The organism is Chryseobacterium amylolyticum (genome assembly GCF_051011775.1).
In the GTDB taxonomy this organism is placed as follows: Bacteria; Bacteroidota; Bacteroidia; order Flavobacteriales; family Weeksellaceae; genus Chryseobacterium.
Genome location: NZ_JBPCHX010000001.1, coordinates 929,035 through 948,399, shown reverse-complemented (window position 1 = coordinate 948,399; position 19,365 = coordinate 929,035). Strand labels below are relative to the sequence as shown.

The window sequence follows — 19,365 nt, the reverse complement described above, 5'->3', positions numbered from 1 at the left end:
GCTTCTGTGTCCGGATTCCTGCGGAATGACAAACGTTGTGGATAGGCTAGGCGAACAGTTTGTATTATGCCTGAATCAGATAAGAACTATGCACGCACAAATACACACTCACCTTGTCATTCCGCAGGAATCTCGACTCTTATTTTATCATTATTTATTATCAGAAAGCTTCTGTGTCCGGATTCCTGCGGAATGACAAACGTTGTGGGTATGCTTGGCGAACAGTTTGTATTATGCCTGAATCAGATAAGAACTATGCACGCACAAATACGCGCCCACCTTGTCATTCCGTAGGAATCTAAACTGTTATTATCATCACGCATTAAGAAAAACTTTCTGTGTCCGGATTCCTGCGGAATGACAAACGTTGTGGATAGGCTAGGCGAATGGTTGATATTATGTCTGGAGTAAATAAGAAACTACACATTCACACATAAGCGCCCACCTTGTCATTCCGCAGGAATCTCGACTCTTATTTTATCATTATTTATTATCAGAAAGCTTCTGTGTCCGGATTCCTGAGGAATGACAAACGTTGTGGATAGGCTAAGTGAGTAGTTAGTATTATGTATGGAGCAAATAAGACTTTCTTAATCTGACGATATACAATTTTGTCATTCATTTGAATTCCGTATCAAAGCCAATTCTCAAACAAGTAATTCAAAAATTCTAAATTAGGATTTGTGCTCCTTATCAATTCAAGTTTCTTAATTCTTGACCAGTTTTTAATTTCCTTTTCTCTTTCAATGGCATGATGAATCCAATCGTATTTTTCGTAATAAATTAGAAATTCAAGATTGTATCTTGCGGTGAAGCTACCTGGATTTAACTTTGTTTTATGTTGATACAATCTCCTGTGGAGGTTCCCTGTAACACCAGTATAAAGTACTTTTCTGCTTTTATTGGTAAGAATATAGATATAGTAGGTATGGCTTCCTTTTGAAAACTTAATCATTTATGTTTGTTTTACAAAAGTTACAAAAATATCCTACTTGTGTTGCAATAATCTAAACACTTATTTTACTATTACTTATGTCTGGAGCAAATAAGCGACTATACATCAACACTTATGCGCCCACCTTGTCATTCCGCAGGAATCTAAACTGTTATTTTATCATTATTTATTATCAGAAAGCTTCTGTGTCCGGATTCCTGCGGAATGACAAACGTTGTGGATAGGCTAGGCGAATGGTTGATATTATGCCTGAATCAGATAAGAAACTATGCACGCACAAATACGCGTCCACCTTGTCATTCCGCAGGAATCTAAACTGTCATTATCATCACGCATTAAGAAAAACTTTCTGTGTCTGGATTCCTACGGAATGACAAACGTTGCGGAATGACAAACGTTGTGGATAGGCTTGGCGAGCAGTTTGTATTATGCCTGAATCAGATAAGAAACTACGCACGCACAAATACACACTCACCTTGTCATTCCGCAGGAATCTCGACTCTTATTTTATCATTATTTATTATCAGAAAGCTTCTGTGTCCGGATTCCTGAGGAATGACAAATGTTGTGGATAGGCTAGGCGAACAGTTTGTATTATGCCTGGAGCAAATAAGAAACTACACATTCACACGTAAGCACCCACCTTGTCATTCCGCAGGAATCTAAACTGTTATTATCACCACGCATTAAGAAAAACTTTCTGTGTCCGGATTCCTGCGGAATGACAAACGTTGCGGAATGACAAACGTTGTGGGTATGCTAGGCGAAAAAATTATCTTTTACAAATGATACAATATTCCGTTTCCATTGGTTAATATCGTTGTGAGCTGAGATAAAAGCTATTCCACAGGTAAGTTTATCCGTTGTCATATCATTTTCTATAGCTGAATAGTCACCCTTAATCAGTTTACTTTCTTCTCCCGGATATATCAGGGCTGTTTTTGTTGCTTTAAAATACCGGTGATAAGCATACATCTGCCTCAGATCCTCGGGTGACGGAAGATACCTTCCGTTTAAATTTTTCCATTTCGTATCCATAACAATTCTGTTACCATTAACTTCAAGAACAATATCCGGTTTCATTTTGCTGGCTGCGGTTTCTGATCTCCAGAATTCCTTTGATTGTTGGGCTCTTATTTTTACATTAGTATGTTTTATATTTTTCTTTAATACTATATATACAAACTGCTCCCAAAGACGGTTCATATCAAATAGTAAAGCCAATACATTATTTTTTCCTCTCGATACATCAGGATGGTAGTTGAGTAAAAGCAACTTTGCGATCTGCAGAGCTTTTTCATAATGTTGATTTTTTCGATCGAAGTTGATCTTTTCAAACGTTGAATATGTGACTTTGAGATCACTCATCTCGGGAAAATTCAACAATAACGTCCCAATTCTGCTTTTTAGATCAGACTTGCTATTAGTCTGTTCAATAAGTTTCAGAGCTTTGTATAGAATACGATGTATTTCATGATTCACATCATAATGAGAATACTTTACATAGAATCTTTCATGATGAACCAGATTCTGCGATATATGCTTTGAAAACTGCAGAGCTCCTTTTAACGCATGTAGGTTTCCCTCCTTCCTGTTATATCTTTTGATAAGTCCCCGGTGAAGCAGGTACTCTAACTCTTTTATGTACAGTTCATAATAAAGATCCAGAATAGAATTTTTTTTCAATTTTAATGTGGTACTGCTGGAGATTTTTACTTCAAATCCCCATACCGTTCGTATCATATCATACAATAATTGTCTCCATTCATCTTTGCTGTTATGATCTGCTTTTGGAAGAATCTCAATGGTTGTTTGGCCGATCTTTATGACGCCAACGTATTGATTAAATTTTACTCCGTTTTTTATAAGGCTAAAAAATGGTGTCCCATCTCCATAATAATTCTCTAAAGCTTGGTCCAGTTTTAGTTTTTTGTGTTCTTCAGTGAAATAGAGCTTTTCATGCTCAAAAACAACAATAGATTCTATTGGTTTCATTAAATAGAGTGATTTATTAACAAAAGAACTGCTTTTGAGAAAGTCATGTCAGTTTCTCCAATTTTATAATTATGATTTGGTTTTCTGTAATCTATAATTTCATAGGATTCACTTTCTGAATACTCACTTTCATAGTCATCAAATGCTGCAAAAACAGATGATTGGGTAATTTTCTTCTTTACAAATCCTTTCCCTAATACCAATCCTATTTTACCATAATCGCCGAAGAAATATTCCTGTAAAAGAGGAATGATATTTTTATAAAAAGAATCTATAATGGTTGTATTGTCTTTTCCCATAAAATAAGCATGCCCAATAGCGTGGTCTTTATCAATTAGTTTTTCTATTCGATTGTTTATGATAGTCAATAATTTTTCAAAATCGGTTCTTTCATAATCAAACCTTTGAAAATATCCGGATTCTTTGACCGTATTATTTTTTTTATCCTCTTTCATCTGTTCCCAGATATCTTCCTTTTCTTTCTTGAAACCTTCAGAAACACCTAAAATAGAAAATAATTTATTTTCTTCAGCCAGATATTCTTCATCAGTCCATTCATGGTTTTTATATTCCCATAAAAGATTTTCTATCATTGTTGACGGATTCAGAAGCTCAGGTTTAGGAGGCATTTCTTCAAAAGAAAATCTTCTTCTCAATGCTGTATCCAAAGCTTCCACACTTCTGTCTGCTGTATTCATGGTTCCGATAATATATAGATTGGAGGGAACTCCGAATTTATTTTTGCTGTATGGGAGAGTGATCTCCAGAGCTTCATTATTGCCCTGGCGTTTATCCTCTTCAATAAGCGTAATGAGCTCTCCAAAGATTTGAGACACATTTCCACGGTTTATTTCATCAATGATAAGCACGTGAGGAAGTGGAGGAAGAGTTTCTTCTTTTACTTCAGTAACAGATTTTTCTTTTATTTTATTATTGATATAGTTTAAAACAGACCAATAAGCCGTAGAATTGGAACCTCCGATTACTGCTCTGAACTCTTTATTTACATCCTTAATCATTGACAGATCAGGAAATGCCTGCTGTAGTTTTTCAGCTCTGGAATAAGATACCGTATAAATCTTCGAATCTTCAGAATAGATGGGTTTCAGATTTAGATTTCCTTTATCAGAAACATCCACTATTTTCAATCCTAAATCAGGAGTCTGGATGGTTAATACAAGTGGGTTTTCATTTTCCAGGTGTGTATTGACATCCAGAACAAGATCACTCCATGCATCGTCGAAAGTATATGGCTTGGTTGAGTTTTCACTTTTTAATCTTGGTTTTCTGGCTTTATCAGCAATTCTTTTGAAAATACCACTTTCTACCTCGTAAATCACCTTTTTATTGCCGTCCTCATCTTCATCAATTCTGGGTTTTATCCCTTCAATAAAATCCTCATAGCTCATGCTCTGATGGAAGGTGGTAAACACAATTCTTCCTTCATCTACCAGCTTTTTATATTCATCCTTGATTTGCTTTCTGGTATGATCAGACAGCACAAAATCAGGGTTAGCGATCTGAATAGCTTTATTAATGGTATTGTAGGTCTTACCGGTACCTGGAGGCCCGTATAAGATCTGATTAAGAGGATGGAGGACTGTATTATTCATAGTAAGTTCTGATTTCATTGTTTTTATGGTGTCAATTAGCTTTTCTGAAGTGGCATCATAAAGCTCATCTAAGCATTCTACCACCTTTTCTACAAGGTCTTCATCGGAGAGTGTAAATTTCTTAATGTGAGAAACAGAGTTTCCGAAGTGCCATTTTTTCCATTCCAGAAAGGAAGGAAGAGTTCCTAATAACGCTCTCATTATTTCGGCATTCTGATGATCGTCTTCAAAATGCAGGTCAACGGAAATACTTCCCTTTTTAATAATCACTTCATAATGAGCTCTTTTATGATTAAAATACTGTTCCTTATCAAAGATCCATATATTATTTCCTTTAAGATCTCCAAAACCGTACTCTAGCTGGTTTTTCTCAGCATATTCTTTTAGATTGGCAATAAAGGTTTTAAAATCCAATTGTTTTTTATCCCATTCTTTTTTCTGATCATAGATATGGGCAGCTATTAATAATGTTTGATTTTCCGGATTGTTGGTTCTGTCAAGATCTGAGAATTTTTCTTTCAGCTCGGAAACAAAAGTGTCTGGGTTATAAGCATGATTCAGGTAATGGCTGGAGATAAGTTCCCTATGGCTTAATGCTATAGAATTGATATTATCTTCTGGCATGGCCAACATATCTAAGGCATTTTTCACGGTGATATTTACATCATTTTTGTGATACTTGTAATTAAAAGTATTGATGACCCATGGTTTCATTCTGACTCCTGCTTTAGCCAATACTCTTTTATCATCATACTGATTGTAAATAGCTTTGCCACGGGCGTGAATATCACAATAAGAAATGATGCTAAAAAGAATTTCCTTTATCGGAAAGAATTGATGTCCCTCTTTAATTTCAGCAAAAGCAGTATAGTCCTCTAAAAGATGTTGCAGTTCTGCCTGTTCTTCATTGGATAAATAAAGATCCATCCATTTTTTTAATGCATCTTTTCCTTTTTGAAAATAAAACTCATCGGATTGGATAAGGCGTTCAAAATAACTTGTTGCTGTTTCTATTACTGACATTTGGTTTTCGTGGGTGTTTAGTTTATGTGTTTTTCTTAGCGAAAGAACAGATTATTCATTAAAAGAAGCAATAATAATAAAAATTTACAGCTTATGCTTACGGGAAAACGTAAATTTTCTTTAAAAATCCCGCAAATACTGCTCAGAAATACCCTTAGGCCCCTTCAGAAGTGCCTCTAACCCCTTGACCAAGCCCCTGAAGGGACTTCATGAACGGTCTCCACCCCCTTCATGAAGGGGCTGTAACCCGTTGGGTAAGGGGGTAAAGGGGGTTGCATAAGGGTGTACCGGGACTTATATAAGGGGTAGAGACCGTTACTAAAGAGGGTAGAGACCGTTGCTGTACTGCCTGGAGGGGGTTGAGGAAGGAGGTAGGGGAGGAAAACATGGTCTCCAACCAAAATATGATCAACAGGTAACCACAAAAAAAGCACGTTTTCACGTGCTCTCAGAAAAAGTATGTATTCTTACTGATTATTGTTTGGAGGGGTCTCCGTTTGTTCTGAAGCTGGCCCTGCTGCAAAAAACTGCTTCATCCCTTCGTAGATCCCGTTGGTACCGGGTACATTTTCTTTAGAGAGGTATCTGATGCTCCGGTAAAAACTGATGGCGTTATGATAATTATCGTGATCCAGTAACACTTTGGTATCGGAAAGTTGCTCTACCAGGGAATCTAACAGCTGCAGCCTTTGTTCTATCTGCTCTCTGGCGATGTAATCTCTGTCGAATTCTGTCTTATCAAGAAAAACCGGAACATACTGAACATTTTGTTCCATATAGGTTTTGGCTTTATTCACGAAGAGCTTGTTCTGTTCTGCAATTCTACCGTATTGCTGTCTCTGGTCCGGGGTAAGGTTGATGGTTTTCCCGGTAAGGACAGTCTGGATATCCTGAATTGCTTTGTCAATGGTTTGTAAATCGCTTTCTGAAAAGCTTACACTGATTAAATTGTCTAGTGCCATACGCTTGTGTTTTTGATTGTTATGATGATCAAATATAGGAATCATAAAACATAGAAAAACACGCTGTTGTAAGATTTTAAGGCCATGTTCATCAGAAAATGAAAACCGGATAATGAGGTTTGTTCTTTATGGGTTTTTGAAGAAAAAAAGAATGTATAAAGAAGGAAATGGTGAAACAGAAGAGAAGGGGCGCTTCCAGAGCTTTTTATGTCGTTTTTTAGACATGTTTTTTCTAAATATTTTTCTATATTTAAAACTTCATAAATGTTGATTTATCATGGAAAACAAAATACATCAGGGGCGCAATGTAAAACGATTCAGGGAAATGCTGGGCATCAAGCAGGAAGCACTGGCTTTTGACCTTGGGGACGACTGGAACCAGAAGAAAGTTTCTCTGCTGGAACAGAAAGAAATTATCGAAGACCCTTTACTGAAAAGAATTTCTGAAGTAATGAAAATTCCGGTGGAAGCGTTTCAGAATTTTGATGAGGAGCAGGCGGTGAATATTATTTCTAATACGTTTGGGGAACATGCTTTCAGTAATTCGTTCAACTATGGTACAATAAATTTTCACCCTATTGAAAAAATAGTTCAGTTGCATGATGAGAAGATTGCTCTTTACGAGCGTATGTTGAAGGAGAAGGATGAGATGATGGTGAGGCTGGAGAGGTTGATTGAGAAGGGATAACTTAATTTAAGATATACTAAAAAGGTTCAGCACATGCTGAACCTTTTTTATAGTATTTACATTTAACATAAAAGGTATACATTATGTGTTAACATTTTACCATCTTATTGTTTTGGGATTAATTTTAGTAAAAAATGCATTTTTAAATTAGACAAGACATTATTTGAATAAATTTGAGATATAATTTTGAATAATATATTGAGTTATATGAATTTTTTTTGATGGATTATATATGATATTTATTAACATACTAGATTGAGAATAGGTATTTATGTGAAATCATTATATTGTAATTTTACTATAAAGGTAATATTCTGAAAAAAAATATCTATTATTGTTTAAAAACAAATAACCAATTATTTATTTAATGATATACATCGACATGGAATCAAAAAAACAAACTTTTTTTAAAGGAGAGCCAACAAAAGATTTTTTCATTGATTTTCTTACAAAGGATATTGCACTAGATAAAGCTATAATTGACTTAGTTGATAATTCTATTGATGCTGCAAAAAGCCAAAAATCACTAACCGAATCACATTATGATTTTTCTGATAATAAAATTGAATTATTTATTAACGAAGATGAGTTTATTATATCTGATAATTGTGGTGGTTTTTCATTGGATGTTGCAAAAGATTATGCATTAAGAATAGGAAGACCTGACGGAATCGATTTTGCTAAAAACTCAATAGGCAGATTTGGAGTTGGGATGAAACGAGCTGTTTTTAAGTTAGGTAAACAAATCTATATAGAATCTAAATGTCATAATGGTGACCATTTCAAAGTAGAAATTGATGTTGACAAATGGAAGAATAAAACTATTGAGGTTAGTACTACTGAGAATGAAAAGTTTGAAATAATTGATTGGAATTTTGATTTTGAATTAATTGAAAAACAGTCTGAAAGTAGATTAGATAAAAATACTTTTGGGACTTTCATAAGTGTAAAACATCTTCGAGAAGAGGTCAAAGAAGAATTTAGATCAAATGTTAGTATTAAAAAATTAATTGTTGATTTAGAAACAACACTTGCTTATAGCTTAGAGAACGGGTTAAAGATATTTTTAAATAAAATATCTCTTCAACCAAGACCAATTCTATTATTATATTCAGATTTGGTTAAACCGTACGCAATAAACAGAAAATTCGGGGATATTTCTGTTGATATTATTGCCGGAGTAGGAGAACCATCACCAGATGATGCAGGATGGTATATATACTGTAATGATAGAATGATGATTTCTGCAAATAAAGAAAACTTAACCGGTTGGCAAGGTGGAAAAAATTATTTTAGTGATACAGGAGTCCAAAAATATCATAATAAAGTTGCAATGTTTAGAGGGTTAGTTTTTTTTAATGCTGAAGACTCTAAATTATTACCAATGACAACAACTAAAATTGGTATTGATTCTGATTCTAAATTATATAAATCAGTAAGAGAGCTTATGATTGAAGCAATGAAAATAGTGTTATCAAAATTGAATGAAATTGATAGTCATGATGATAGAAAAAATATAGTTGATAATACAGAAAAAAAAGATGTAAAAGATATTTTATCAAATCTTACTCAAAATTTTTATTTTCCTAATCCTGAAACCAACTCAACAGATTCTTCAATTTCAATGAAAAGAATCTCATATCAAGTTGATGGGAAATTATTTGAAAATGTTGCTGAATTTTTGAATACTAAAACTGGTAAAACAATAGGTATTGAAACCTTCAACTATTTTGTTAAAATGAATGATTTAGATGAAATAAATTAATTATTAGGAAATATGGCTAGTAGTAACGATAAGATTAATTATAACCTAAGACCTTCTAAATCAATAGAAAGAAAAATGATTTTAGAAGTATTGAAAGAAATTTGTTCTCCTTTAAAAGCTGCAGATTATCAATATATCGGAATGGGATCAGCTTTCTTTGTAGATTTTAAATTGTTTCATAAATCATTGGGAATAAATGAAATGTTTAGTTTTGAGGGTAAAAAAAGTAATGTAAATAGATGCAATTATAATAAACCTTTTGACTGTATTGAAATAATACCTGAAAGAACAGAAAAAGGATTGACAGAAATTGATTGGGAAACAAAAAAAAGTATAGTTTGGCTAGACTATGAAGATGAACTAAGGGGTTGGATGATTAATGATATAGATACTGTTTCTCAAAATGCAAAAAGTGGGAATGTATTAATTATAACACTTAGGAGAACCTATGAAAAAGATATTGATGATTTAAATAAGGAATTTAGCGATTATATTCTAAACAAAATAACCCTAAATGATATGCATATAAAGAATAGTGCAAACTCCTTAAAAACAATACTATCATCTGCAATTAATAATAAGCTTATTAAAGCTTTTTCTGTGTATCCTGCTGATGAAAAAATAGATTTTTATCCATTATTTGAATTTACTTATGAAGATGGGGCAGCTATGTTTACTTTTGGAGGCATCTTTCTTAATGAAAATGATAAAACTGAATTTCAAAACTATAAATTTCATGACCTTGAATTTATACAAGAGTCTAATCGTCCTTATAGTATATCTTGTCCAATAATAACAGATAAAGAATTTCATTTATTAAATGCAAAATTACCAACATCAGATGTTGAAACATTCAGTACTATTGAGGAATTAGAAATTGTACCAAAAATTCATAGAGAAAATTACTTTAGAACTTATAAGTATTATCCCAATTATTTTGAAATTTGGATATAATTTGAAATATACTTTATTTTAATATCAAATTAAGTACTTACTAAATATTTATTAAATAATTTTTTCTTCAAATTCAATACATTTTTCAACAAGTAATTTTGAGTTAAATACATTAAAAAAAACTGTGGTATTTAAGTAATTCAGAATTCTTTTTCTTTCAAAAATGAGTTTATTTGTTATTTCAGTACTACTAAAAAAGCTCTGTTTTTGACTAACTAGACTATACGGAATAAACATTGTATGAACAGGATCTAATCTATGAAAATTCATATAGTGATTATATCTTGAGGTTTCTCCTTGTTTTTTATACCATTCTTTTCCACACGCACACTGAGCTAGTATTGATAAAAAATTTGGAACACCATCATGAAATGGAATCCATCCTATAAGGTCTAATCCTTTTTCCTGGGTTCCTTTTGAGGAAATTTCACTAAAATTCTCTTGACGAATGCTTATTTTCATATCATTTGCGAGAGCTTCTATCTTCTGGACAGCGGTCCCTGTATAATCTGAGTTTTTCCCAAAAGACTTAACAATTGCGTGTGAAGGTAAAAAATTACGAAGCACCTCTGTACATAGAAGCTCAAATTCTGTTGTTAACTCTGGCTGGAAATCAGCAAATATATTAAGAGAAGATGATAATAATAAATATATATAGATTTTATTACGCTCTGTGATATTAGCTTCTTCTTTAAGAATTATCCTATCCACATGATCTATTCTAAAAGGATAGTCGTCACCGAATATTTGTTTTCTTTCTATTAGTAATCTAAAAATGCTATCAACGAATCGTTCGTTTTCATCGTTGGCTTCAGATTGATCCGCATCAGATTTTCGTTGTCTAATAATTTCTTCATCTTTAAAACGATCTAAAATATCTGAAGTTGTAACATAATTTTGATTTGAAAATAGACTTACTAATTCTATATAATCCGCATAAAGATAGATTAAGTTTCTTGTGGGCGCTGTTCCCATTTCTAAAGAAAAACCTTTAAAGAAATTGGCTATTTTTTTATTAAAGCTCATCCTCATCTTCTTTATCTTGTAATGTACGACCAATTTTCGTAGCTAGTGAGCGTATTTCTTTTATTTGATCAGCAACTTCATAGAATTTTACATTTGCTTTAACAACTAATCTATCAGCATTCTCTAAGTTATTAAGTGCAAAATTAATGAAGTTTACTAATTGGGATTCAGTTTCTCCTGTTAACTCCAATGCATTTTCAAGTGAAACTCCTTTTTCTATGAATGCTGCTTTTGCTGCAGTTACACCTAAGACCGAATTTAATGCCGTTAAACTTGCACTATCACCTATCAATCGAGTTTTTCCTTCTGTATTTTTTTCAAATAGCCATCTTGTCCAGTTTTCCAGATGATTTACATCTATATTTACTTCTTCTATATCATCTATATTTTTTACATTTAAGCCTAAGTAGTCTGCTATATTAGGTTTATTAAGGCTATCAGCAATATAATTGAAGTAAAATGTGGTATCATCTAAACCTGGTATTTTGAAGTATGCTTCGTCCTGTATCTGATCAAAAACCTGATAACCCACAAGAATTCTTTTAACATAATCTCTTCTACTACCAATACTTTTAGCTAATTCTTTAGAAGCTTCATTAAGATCTAAATCAGCATATTGACTTTTCCATAGTTCAAAGAGATAACGTGCTTTTTCTAAAAGTTTCCATTCTTTTATTCCTGTAATGTGTCTGTAACCTAGGTAATTATGGATTTCCTCAGGTGTTTCGAATATTAAGCATGGTATTTCAGTAGGAATGTATTCTGCTTCCTCAACTGCTTGTTTAACTTTAGACTTTTGTACTGTAACCAGCGCAGGATTATTAAGTAGTTTAACGGCAGACAATCTTCTATTACCTTCAATTACAGTATAATCATCTGATTGCTGATTTTTAACTACAAGAAGTTGTTCTCCTGGAAAGAAATCATTTTTTCCAATAGCCAACATTAATTCAATTAATGAGGCGTCCAATAGCATATATTCTAAAATTTGCTTTTCGTCAGAACCTTGTAATGATTTTGGTAAACGGGGGTTATTACTGTCTAAAAATAATTTACTTAGAGAGATAATATCAAATTTTGGTTTTCTATGACTCATAGTCAATATTAGTTTATTTAGTTGTAATAATACAAATACTTTATGTAAAGATTATATTAGAAAAAAATTCATTGAGTCGGATATTTTTTCTACTAAATAATCAAATCCATCAATATTAGTATTTTTTTGAAAATCATCATTAATCAATTTTAAACCATCATCAATATGCAGTTTAATATATTTGGGAAGATCTTTATCTGTTTTGTATATATTATAGTGAATACAAACGAGTCCTATATAAATATCATCATAATCTCCAAATAAAACACTCCTAGAATATTCTTTTCCACCAGAATCTGAAATATTATTTAAATCTAGTTTATGACCTAAAGACAGGGAATAAGAAAATGCCATTCTGGCAATAATATTCTCCGTAACTAAATTTAACTTACGTGTTAATTGAGCAACGACCTCTTTATTACTTTTACTTGTTTTAATTTGAGTGAACATAGTTTTTATCTTTCCTAAATTCGTTAAATAATTGATCTTTGCTATATTCTTTTAAAGATGAAGAACTTTCAGTATTTTCTATCATATATACTTTATTAAGATAAGGTTTAAGGTAGCTGTATTCTATTTCCGATAGCTCTTTTTCCAACAAAGGAAAAAGTACTACTTGCTCTGAAATTACAGGATAAAATTCTCTAATAATGTTCTCTGAATGGAATTTATCAAACTTTTGTAAAGGACTATCAATAAAGATAGGAAAAGCAATACCAGATTCATCGACTAAAGCTTTTAATAGTGCTGTTGCATACAGTTGCTGTTCTCCTTTAGATAGAGATTCTTTGTCAATAATTTTATCATTAATATCTAATAAATCAATATCCATAATGTCCTCTTGTACATTTACTTGCACATTTCTAATGAAATTGTTTTTATGCATAAGTTTTTTTAATCCTAATAATATGGATTTCTGTAAAGAGTATTTTTTCTCTTCTTTTATTCTTTGAATTATGGTATTTACTTTACTAATTAAGTTTTCAGTTACTTCAGCTTTAGCCAAATCAGCCTTAATAAAATTAAGATTTTTCTCAAGCTCAGAAATAATCTTATTATTATTTGCCAATTGTTTCTCAAGAGAATTAAGTTCTTCTAAAAGTCCTCCTTTATCCTGAGTTAATTGTAAAATTCTGTTGTCAATTTTTGTTTTATCTTCTCTAAGCTTTTTAGCTACAGCATTATCCTTTCTAACTTCTGCTTGCTTGATTTTGTAAAAAATTCTGGATAATGAAATACGGTTATTTTTTTCTTCTCGAACAATATTTTTAAACTGTACATTAAACCCATTTTTAATATTATCCAAAACAGCCTTAATAGCTCTTGCCTGTTCAGGAGTATAGTCTAAAAGAACTGGAGTACTTTCATTATTTTTAATTGTGTATTCTTCTAGAGAGTTTTGAAAAAGCTGAATAATCTGTTTACTCTTTAATAAATCAATCTCTAAATCTCCTAATTTTTTTAAAACAATATTATTGAGAATGGGGTTATCCAAAATGTTAATGCTTAAATTAGAATTTGCTAAGCTCTCATTTTCTAATTGAGAAACAAGTTCAATGATTCTCTTACCTGACAATACAAGAGGTACTAAATCCAGCATCTTTTTTAAACGTGCTTTGATTTCGTCAGACTCTTTTTTGAGATGATCTTGTTCTTTTTTTAGTTGAATTAATTCCTCAACGGATATACCATTACCTTCTCTTATTAGTTTATCCTGTAATGCTTCACTTTGGCTACTATACAATGATATTTCTTTTTCTAAATCATTCTTTTTTTCTTTATGAAGCTGTATAAGAGATTGTAATTCTTCCGTTTTATTAATTAATTCCTGAAGCTTATCTTGTTGCAAAGGCTGTGCCCCATTTCGGCGTAATTTTATCAAAAGAGTTTCTAAATTCTTTTTTAAATCTTCATATTTTTTTATACCTAAGACTTCTGAATAAGCATGGCTAAGGCTTTTTAATTCTGATTTAGTTTTTGCCTCTGCAAGGGTTACTATTTTTTCAGCATCAAAAAAGAAAAATTTTGCAACTTCTCTGGGGAGAATAAAATCATTTATAAATATTTCTAGACCAACTTCTTTTGTTAGTTCATTTTCAGATCCATCAATAAAAATTGTTAGTTCCTCATGTCTGTGTTGAAAATTATAGGTTCTCTTAATTAAAATTGATTCACAAGACATTGAGGGAATAGAAAGATCTTGTAGTTCTATTTCAACAGAAAATATAGGATTAATTTCTATTCCTCTTTCAAATTCGGCTTGAATATCACGGTTTAAAAGAGTTACTAAAAAGTTATCATAACCTCCTACATTACGAATATCTTTTTTATATTTTTCCTCGACTTCTATCATCATCTTGCCATAAAAACACCAGATGAGTGAAGTTAGAAAAGTAGTTTTCCCAAAGCCGTTTTTCCCAGCTATTATATTTATGTTATTTGTTGGTTTAGGAGAAAATAAATTAATTTCATTTTCTCCTTTGTATATTCTAAAATTATTGAGTTTTATTTTATGAATTTTCATTATTAAATAGCCTTTCCTGTTGCAAACTTTCCAATTCTTCTTTCAATGTCGTTATGTAACCCATATTTTGTAATCAACAATGTCTTAGTTTCCTGAAGCGATATTAAATTATCTATAAGATCATAATAATTCATATCGTCTTTACAAACTTCTTGAATAATTCTTTTTTCAGTATGATCTAGAGTTTTAATATTATTTGTACTAATATCTCTTCCATATATTTGTTTGTAAGCTTCACTAACAGTATGATCAAAATACATATCTCTATTCCAAATTACTTGGATAGCAATCAGTTCTTGATTATTAATTAGGGTAATGTCCGGTCTCTCTTTTTGAATTTCTTTTTGAATATTTAATAGATCTATTAAAACTTTGTACCGATACTCAATTGTGTAAGTTCCTCTATTTTCGCCATCATCATTTATAGCTTGCTGACCATTTCTTCGTGTATCCATTCTATTTTCTGGAATGTTGCGATTTTCTACTAATCTAATTCTAAAGTCTAACAACGGTTGCATCCAGTTTCTACCATTATTGACTAATGAATTCATAGATTTATCATTTTTTACAACAGTACAGGTCCAACAACCGAAACGACTTTGTCCACATGATCCATGCTTTTTATCAGTAACAACGGTTGGACATTCATAATCATCAGCACTTGCATCAGCATAGATTTGAAATAATATTGCATTATCATATCCCCAAGGAGAGGGAACAGCATTGATAATATACCATATTTCTTCTAACAGCAATTCTTTAATTGGTGCATACACATAAGTATTTGGAGTATTGGAATGTTTCGATAATCTTCGACCTTGAACTTCATTTTTTTTAATAGAACGTTCTCTAGTAGCACTTTCATCATAGCGGGTTCCTAATAATACAATTGCCTCACCCATTTCATTGATTTGTTCTAATAAAAAACTAGAAGTGGGACGGATTTTTAATTTATCTGTACACCATCTAAATGAATTATTTGGAACAGGATAACCCTTTCCAATAATATTGATCCAGAATGTTTCTTCTAATTTTGGCGTTGTCCGTTTAACAAAAACTGGTAAATCTTGATTTCTTGCTTCCTCATCTATTTTTTTCAAAACATCCTGTACATAGTCAGCTAGAATTGGATTTTCCACCATAGTATCATTGCAAACTACATATACTTTTCTTTTTAATTGAAATGGAAATGGTAGTTGTTCCCTAATCCTTTGTAATGCAATCCAAACCAATGTTAATAATACGGTTGAATCTTTACCTCCACTAAAGCCAATTATCCAAGGTCTTTCTGACCTATCTGCATATAAATACTGATCAATAATTTGATCAATAATTCCTTCTATTTTTTTGCTTTTTATATGTTGCATTTTTAATCTCGACAATATTTATCCACGTAAAATTCTTGTCAAATTTAGCAAAATAACATTGAATTATAAGTAACCGAAATCTATAATAAACATAATCTATTAAGAGTAAAGTGTTTGTGTTTTAATTAATTGAAAAGATATAGAAATTATGCAATTATTGTAAAGAGAGCTGAAAAGGTTATTTCATAAATACCAACACTAAAAATAAAATAGTGTCTGTAATGGTATAGGGAGGTTTCATCTCTTTGATAGTATCATATAATACTATCAAAGAGAGAAATTTATATTAAAAATATAGAGATTTATTAAATAAACTATGCATTTAGGTCCACAGTCACAGTCTGCGTCCTCCTACACATCCACCTTCTCAACCTCCAAACCGGCAGATACACAAACACCACAGACAGCACACCTGCCAGCGCACCTACCACCACAGCCATTGCCGTAGCATCCAGCTTATAATCTTTTGAGAAATTGTACTGTCCTATAAAGAGCAGGGATAAAACCAAAGCTCCTGTAATCAGGCCGTGTAAGATGCTTAGCTTGGTCATGAGTTTTTTAATATTCAGCTGTTCGTCTACGGTAAACTCTATGGCTTCCTGGCTGGCGGCATCGGTTACCCTTTTGATGATATCAATGGTGAGGACTACCGGAAGGAAGATAGCCATCGGCAGGGTAAGGCGGGCCAGGTTTTGGGTTCCTGAGAAAAAATGGGTGTAGCCTAGCTCTTTGAAGCTGGCATAGGCGATGATGAAATTAAAAAATACATTGGGAAGGACATAGTAAATCGTACGCTTTATGAGAAAGCGTCTGAGGGTGGTTTTTTTGATGGGTTTTGGCTTTGGAGGCTTTATTTTCAGTTTCATACGGAGGTGGTCAGTAGCTCGATGGCTTTATCTTTTATCTTGTGGGCTTCTTCTTTCGGAAGAAAATTCTCATTGGACATGAAGGTGAAGTCCATCTGCTGGTTGTACGTACTGGTGACTAGGGTATTTGAGTTCAGCCATGGGAAAGCCACGGTAGGACTAAAAACGGTTTCCAGACTGAAGTTTTTATAATCATTCGGGATATTCACCTTTCCCATATTGGATAGGGTCACATCATGGCCGCCTTCGCTGGATTTCAGCATGCTGATCATACGGTCTACGATGGGGTGCATATGTTCTCCCATCCACAGGAGCTCACGGGCTTCCAGCTTATTGATTTTCTCCGTAAGGTCTTTTTTGATCTGTTTGGCATTGCCCAGCACATCCTTGCTGTCTTTTTTGATGGAAAGCTCTACCGTTGGGGCGAAAGCAAATAAATGATCTTCCTTGATTTCGGGAATAAAATGACGCACATCTACCGGACTGATCACCTTCCCTTTGGCACGGTCTCCCTGAACATCACGGAAGGCCTGCATTACGGAAGAACACAGCAAAGCATGTACAGAAATTCCGTTGGCTTTGCATTTTTCTGTGATCAGCTTGGTGTCCTCAGGGGACATTTTCCAGTGAATGGCGTAGTTTTTCCCAAGGTTTCTCTTTTTACTTTTCCGCTGGATAGAAAAGAATACCCTGGCAAACAGCAGGTAAAGGCCGGCTTTATATTTTTTAATGCCTGTATTAAAATCCGAAGGCAGAAAATCATCTACCGATTCAAAAGCAACATAAGGAATCAACGGCAGATAAGGATTGTCCAGCAGGCTCAGAAGCTCCCGCATTAAAGTCACTCCGGTAGTTCCGTCTGAAATGCAGTGGGGCATGATCCAGATGATTTCCGAAGTATCCTTTCCTTTCACCCATACGACTTCAGCCAGTGGTTTTTTAGGTTCTCCAAAAAATCTGAACCATCCTTTCTCGGATTCCTTGAACCAGTCGTCATCTGTTTTTCTTTCTACAATCCGGAGCGGAATAGGTTCAATATCCCTTTGTCCTACAAAAAAGGGATAGCGTCCCTGGTTGTGATCAATATGGGCTCTCAGCATAGGATGTTTCTGCTGGATTTTGAGTAGGGCTGTTTTAAATGTTTCCTCAGCAATCTGCCCGTTGATCTTTGCGGTGTAAACACAGTTTAAAGGCGTTTCAGGATCTACATACATGATCCTTTCCACCATCATTAGAGGTCTTTTGATCATGATACTGCCATTTGTTTTAGTTGTGAATGAATAGTCTGCATAACTTCGTCACGTACTGCCATGGCATCGGTATACGGTAAATAGCCTTCGCTTCCCATGAATGAAAAATCCATTTTGCCACGGTAGGTAGAAACCACCAGGGTAGTGGTATTTCCTAAAGGACCAATGACAGACGGACTGAAGATAGTCTCTACCGTAAACGCTTTGTACTCATGAGGAATCTGAATACGTCCCAGGTTGGAAAACATACAGTCGTTGGAGGATTTCCCGTTCTTTAAAAGCTTGGTGAAATTCTTAAGTGCATCATGCCCGGATTCCATCACCATCATGGTGAGGTAAGGGTTCAGCTTTGAGGTCTTCTGTTCCACAGATTTCTGCATGGCACGGAGATTATCCGTAAAGCTTAGCTTTTCATCAGCAGACACCACAATCATCAGCCCGAAAGCGAAGATGTGGTCTTCTCTGATCTGTTGGGCAAAACGCCTGATGTCTACCGGGCAGGAAACCTTATTGAAGGATTTTTCTCCCCTTACTTTTTTAAATGCCTGCAATACTGCTGCACCCAAAAATGTATTCACTGTTACCCCCTGGGATTTACAGTAAGCGATTAATTCTTTGCTTACCGTTTCATCCAGTTTCCAGTTGATCAGGTAATCACTCTGTCTTTCCACAGCTTTTTTGCCTACCGGAATCCATTTGATCGCGGCAGCAGCCAGCCTTCCGATAAATTTTGCTTTCAGTTTCTGTCTTCTGCTGTTTAGAATATGGGCAGGAACCACATCTTCAATGCCTAAGATCGGGTTTTCTGTCCCGATATCGGCAGCCGGGTTGTCCAGAGCCAATAAAAACTCTTTTAAGAAGGCCATTGCAGAACCACCATCGCAAAGACAATGGTGGAACGCAAACATCATGTCAGAAACGTCTTCCCCTTTGATCCAGATAAACCGGATCAGGGGTAATTTTTCGTAATTAAAGGTGGTGTTCCATTCTTTCCTGGATTCTTCCTGCCACTGATCTTCACTTTGTCTGGGGACGATCCTTACAGGAATGGAAACCGTTTTTTCAGGAACGTTAAACCATGGAATATTTTTTTCATCATGGCTGATCAGTGCTCTGAGCCATGGGTGTTTGTTTTGAATCCGGGCTAAAGCCAGCTGGATCTCTTTTAAGCTAAAAGTTCCTCTCAGCCTGAACGGGATGACCGCGTTAAAAGGTTCTGTTCCGTCCCCTAATAACATACGTTCCCCGAATAGCAATCTTCTTTTTACAGGTGGGTTCATA

General features: G+C 33.8%; 15 protein-coding genes. 3 read left to right on the top strand and 12 right to left on the bottom strand.

Features of this window, described 5'->3' with window-relative positions; translation table 11 throughout:
* Positions 1-634: 634 nt before the first annotated feature.
* From ACR1PO_RS04070 to ACR1PO_RS04055, 4 genes are all read right to left on the bottom strand, one after another.
* Positions 635-955 carry a GIY-YIG nuclease family protein gene (locus ACR1PO_RS04070; protein WP_332387841.1) on the bottom strand — a complete coding sequence of 107 codons (321 nt, stop codon included), beginning with the start codon at positions 953-955 and terminating at the stop codon, positions 635-637.
* A gap of 759 nt (positions 956-1,714) precedes the next feature.
* Complete coding sequence (locus ACR1PO_RS04065) at positions 1,715-2,950, bottom strand: McrC family protein (protein ID WP_433985933.1); 1,236 nt, start codon at positions 2,948-2,950, stop codon at positions 1,715-1,717.
* Positions 2,950-5,586, bottom strand: a complete 2,637-nt coding sequence (locus ACR1PO_RS04060) for an McrB family protein (protein WP_433985932.1) — start codon at positions 5,584-5,586, stop codon at positions 2,950-2,952. The genes ACR1PO_RS04065 and ACR1PO_RS04060 overlap by 1 nt, the downstream gene beginning before the upstream one ends.
* A gap of 467 nt (positions 5,587-6,053) precedes the next feature.
* Entirely contained in the window at positions 6,054-6,548 is a 495-nt protein-coding gene (locus ACR1PO_RS04055; protein ID WP_433985931.1) for a hypothetical protein, read from the bottom strand.
* A 277-nt stretch (positions 6,549-6,825) separates the two neighbouring features.
* Here ACR1PO_RS04055 and ACR1PO_RS04050 point away from each other — a divergent pair, with 277 nt between their 5' ends.
* The 3 genes from ACR1PO_RS04050 to ACR1PO_RS04040 all read left to right on the top strand — a co-directional run bounded on the left by ACR1PO_RS04050 (position 6,826) and on the right by ACR1PO_RS04040 (position 9,955).
* Positions 6,826-7,236, top strand: coding sequence for a helix-turn-helix domain-containing protein (locus ACR1PO_RS04050; RefSeq protein WP_433985930.1), 411 nt, complete (start codon positions 6,826-6,828; stop codon positions 7,234-7,236).
* A gap of 382 nt (positions 7,237-7,618) precedes the next feature.
* Positions 7,619-9,001, top strand: coding sequence for an ATP-binding protein (locus ACR1PO_RS04045; RefSeq protein ID WP_433985929.1), 1,383 nt, complete (start codon positions 7,619-7,621; stop codon positions 8,999-9,001).
* 12 nt (positions 9,002-9,013) lie between these two features.
* Positions 9,014-9,955, top strand: a complete 942-nt coding sequence (locus ACR1PO_RS04040; RefSeq protein WP_433985928.1) for an O-methyltransferase — start codon at positions 9,014-9,016, stop codon at positions 9,953-9,955.
* Positions 9,956-10,006: 51 nt separating this feature from the next.
* Here ACR1PO_RS04040 and ACR1PO_RS04035 read toward each other — a convergent pair whose 3' ends face one another.
* The 8 genes from ACR1PO_RS04035 to ACR1PO_RS04000 form a co-directional block, all read right to left on the bottom strand.
* Positions 10,007-10,981 carry a hypothetical protein gene (locus tag ACR1PO_RS04035; protein WP_433985927.1) on the bottom strand — a complete coding sequence of 325 codons (975 nt, stop codon included), beginning with the start codon at positions 10,979-10,981 and terminating at the stop codon, positions 10,007-10,009.
* On the bottom strand, positions 10,971-12,077 hold the full coding sequence (locus tag ACR1PO_RS04030) for a hypothetical protein (RefSeq protein ID WP_433985926.1): 1,107 nt from the start codon (positions 12,075-12,077) through the stop codon (positions 10,971-10,973). Before ACR1PO_RS04030 ends, ACR1PO_RS04035 begins: the two co-directional genes overlap by 11 nt.
* Positions 12,078-12,128: 51 nt before the next feature.
* The gene (locus ACR1PO_RS04025; protein ID WP_433985925.1) at positions 12,129-12,527 is read right to left on the bottom strand and encodes a DndE family protein; all 399 of its coding nucleotides are present in this window, start codon (positions 12,525-12,527) and stop codon (positions 12,129-12,131) included.
* Positions 12,511-14,601: an AAA family ATPase gene (locus ACR1PO_RS04020; RefSeq protein WP_433985924.1), complete on the bottom strand. Its 2,091-nt coding sequence runs from the start codon at positions 14,599-14,601 to the stop codon at positions 12,511-12,513. Before ACR1PO_RS04020 ends, ACR1PO_RS04025 begins: the two co-directional genes overlap by 17 nt.
* Positions 14,602-14,603: 2 nt before the next feature.
* Positions 14,604-15,968 (bottom strand): DNA phosphorothioation system sulfurtransferase DndC, encoded by a 1,365-nt coding sequence (gene dndC / locus ACR1PO_RS04015; RefSeq protein WP_433985923.1) that lies wholly within the window; start codon positions 15,966-15,968, stop codon positions 14,604-14,606.
* Between the two features lie 314 nt (positions 15,969-16,282).
* Positions 16,283-16,834, bottom strand: a complete 552-nt coding sequence (locus tag ACR1PO_RS04010) for a hypothetical protein (protein ID WP_433985922.1) — start codon at positions 16,832-16,834, stop codon at positions 16,283-16,285.
* The gene (locus ACR1PO_RS04005; RefSeq protein WP_433985921.1) at positions 16,831-18,084 is read right to left on the bottom strand and encodes a phthiocerol/phthiodiolone dimycocerosyl transferase family protein; all 1,254 of its coding nucleotides are present in this window, start codon (positions 18,082-18,084) and stop codon (positions 16,831-16,833) included. The genes ACR1PO_RS04010 and ACR1PO_RS04005 overlap by 4 nt, the downstream gene beginning before the upstream one ends.
* Positions 18,081-19,364 (bottom strand): condensation domain-containing protein, encoded by a 1,284-nt coding sequence (locus tag ACR1PO_RS04000; protein ID WP_433985920.1) that lies wholly within the window; start codon positions 19,362-19,364, stop codon positions 18,081-18,083. Before ACR1PO_RS04000 ends, ACR1PO_RS04005 begins: the two co-directional genes overlap by 4 nt.
* Between the last annotated feature and the right edge of the window lies 1 nt (position 19,365).